We start from the raw sequence: 2,740 nt of genomic DNA on the forward strand, positions 1-2,740 counted from the left end.
TCAGTCGGCTGCGCTTTGCAGCCAACCCTGGCACCGATCACCCGACCCGGCGAACCTTTCCGGTCAGAGCACTAGGGACGACGGTCTCACCTCCCGCGGTGGACTCACATCGGATTCTCATCCTCTTCGTGGCGCCTCCTCATCAGGGCCGGACGGGGTGGTCGCGGACGATCAGGGCGGACGAGAGGAAGTGCGAGCATGGCCCGACTGTTGTACCGCCTGGGCGGATTCGCGCTATGCCGGAGATGGCTGGTTGCGGACATCTGGGCGGTGGTGCTCATCGCCGTGCTCGGCGCCGCAGTGCAGTTCCGCGCCCATGGACGACACCTTCAGCATCCCCGGCATTGAGTCGGACCAGGCCACCGACCTGATGGAGACCCGGTTCGGCGGCCGGGGCGGCACGGCCACCGCTGTGCTGCGCCCACCTGACGGGCCTGTCCGACACCCCGGCCGCCGCCGACGACGTCGCCGAGCGCCTGGAGCAGCTCGACGGAGTCCAGGAGGTCATGCCGCCCCAGCTGAACGACGTCGAGGGCACCGCGATCATCGCCGTGGTCCCCGAGACCGGCCCCTCGGCCTACGCGACCGAGGACCTGCTGCACGAGGTGCGGGGGATGTCCGACGACATCGACGAGGAGGTCGGGGCGTGGATCGCGGTCGCCGGCGCCACCGCCACGGCCATCGACGTCTCCGAGAGCCTGGCCGACTCGCTGCCGGTGTTCGTGACGGTGGTCGTGGGACTCGCGCTGATCCTGATGGCGGTCGTGTTCCGCTCGATCGTCGTGCCCCTCAAAGCCGCGCTGGGCTTCGTCCTCAGCGCGGGGGCGGCGCTGGGGCTGACGGTGGCCGTGTCCAGTGGGGTTACGGCGCCGGGCTGCTGGCCGTCGAGCCCCGCGCCGACGCTGCCGGCGTTCATGCCGACCTTGCTCGTGGGGATCCTGTCCGGGCTCGCCATGGACTACGAGGTGTTCCTGGTCTCGAGGATGCGCCAGGACTACGTGCACCACGGCGACGCGCAGGGGGCCGTGGCCACCGGGTTCTGCCAGGGCGCCCGGGTGGTCACGGCGGCGGCGATCATGGTCATCGTCTTGGCGTCGTTCGTCGGCGACAACGCGATGGTCAAGCCCATCGCCTTCGTGCTGACGGCGGGGTTCTCTTCGATGCCTTCCTGGTCTGCATGACCCTGGTCCCGGCGGTGATGGCCCTGTTCGGCCGGGCGGCCTGGTGGCTGCCGAGGTGGCTGGACGCGCTGCTGCCCGACGTCGACATCGAGGGCGAGCGCCTGGGCACCGCCCACCTGGCACCGGCCGGGGGGCAGCCGGCGGAGAGCGCGGACGCCGACAGCGCCGCGCGCGGCGAGCCCGCCGGGGGCGGACCCGCCGAGTGGTAGCGCGGCATCGGGAGTAGGGCCCGGAGAATGGGTTCTCTGCCGAATGGCCCGGGGCCGATTCTGCGCCCGGCGCTGCCCGTATCTGACCGCCGGGATTACCCGCGCGGTCTGGCCGCATCAGTGCGCGGCGCATGATGCAAGATCTCCAGTGTCGCCGTTTCGGCGCTGACCCACGATTTCCAAATAGGATAATGCAAAACACTCTAAATCTACGCATCAGGGGTCATAGGTAAGCCGTCGAAGGCCCGCGGTCTTTTCGGGCCGGCTCGGCGGTTCGCTTCGGAAATACTCGGGTGGATGGGTACAGTTCATTCCCGAGTAGAGGTTCTGGGTGCCGTTTGGTGTCCATGGGCTGCTCAGGCGACGTCGCAAGAACCATCCTCGACGACCGTGGAACGAGGTTTCCGTCTGGATTTCGTCTGCGGTCGAGTTCCTGATTCAGAGAGAGTGTATTAGATGAAATCTAGCTCGATGCGCGCTTTCCGGTTTTCGCCTCCTTATGTCCTGGCGGCGGCCGGATTCGCCCTCATGCTGGCTCTCGCAATGTTGGGCCTCACGGCAACCAGCGCGCGAGCGCAGCCCGCACCAGTGGACCTCGGTACCGCTGACAGTTTCGCAGTCCTGGCCGGCCAGGCGGTCACCAACACCGGGCCCAGTGTCGTCGGCGGGGATCTGGGGGTCCACCCAGGCACCGCTGTCACCGGATTCCCTCCGGGAACCGTCACCGGGGCGACCCACACCGCGGATGCCGTCGCCCTCCAGGCGCAGTCCGACCTGACTACCGCGTACAACGACGCGGCCGGGCGTCCAGCCACCGCCAGCGTCTCCGGTGACCTCGTGGGGCAGACGTTCACACCCGGTGTCTACCAGGCCAGTTCGTCGCTCGGGCTGACCGGAACGGTGACGCTGGATGCTCAGGGTGACCCGGACGCCGCGTTCATCTTCCAGATCGGGTCCACACTCATCACCGGGTCGGCCAGTGACGTCAACCTGGTGAACGGCGCCCAGGCCTGCAACGTCTTCTGGCAGGTCGGGAGTTCGGCGACGCTGGGGACCAACTCTACGTTCACCGGCAACATCCTGGCGCTGACGTCGATCAGCGCGAACACGGGTGCCACGGTCGACGGCCGTCTGTTGGCTCGCAACGGTGAAGTGACGCTCGACAACAACGTGATCCAGCGGGCTGACTGCGACGAAGACGGGAACGGGAACGGCGACGGGAACGGGAACGGGAACGGCGACGGGAACGGCGACGGGAACGGGAACGGCGACGGGAACGGGAACGGGAACGGGAACGGGAACGGGAACGGCGACGGGAACGGGAACGGGAACGGCGACGGGAACGGCGAC

3 protein-coding genes are annotated in these 2,740 nt (G+C 68.2%); all 3 read left to right on the forward strand.

Annotation, left to right across the window (positions count from 1 at the left end):
• The first annotated feature begins 506 nt into the window (after positions 1-506).
• Positions 507-1,181 (forward strand): MMPL family transporter, encoded by a 675-nt coding sequence (locus ABEA15_RS13290; protein ID WP_345556873.1) that lies wholly within the window; start codon positions 507-509, stop codon positions 1,179-1,181.
• Positions 1,178-1,390, forward strand: a complete 213-nt coding sequence (locus tag ABEA15_RS13295) for a hypothetical protein (RefSeq protein WP_345556874.1) — start codon at positions 1,178-1,180, stop codon at positions 1,388-1,390. The genes ABEA15_RS13290 and ABEA15_RS13295 overlap by 4 nt, the downstream gene beginning before the upstream one ends.
• A 588-nt stretch (positions 1,391-1,978) precedes the next feature.
• Positions 1,979-2,740 (forward strand): ice-binding family protein (locus tag ABEA15_RS13300; protein WP_345556875.1); only part of this gene is annotated, 762 nt, incomplete at its 3' end.

The sequence above is a fragment of the Streptomonospora halophila genome (genome assembly GCF_039542725.1).
Classification (GTDB): Bacteria; Actinomycetota; Actinomycetes; order Streptosporangiales; family Streptosporangiaceae; genus Streptomonospora; species Streptomonospora halophila.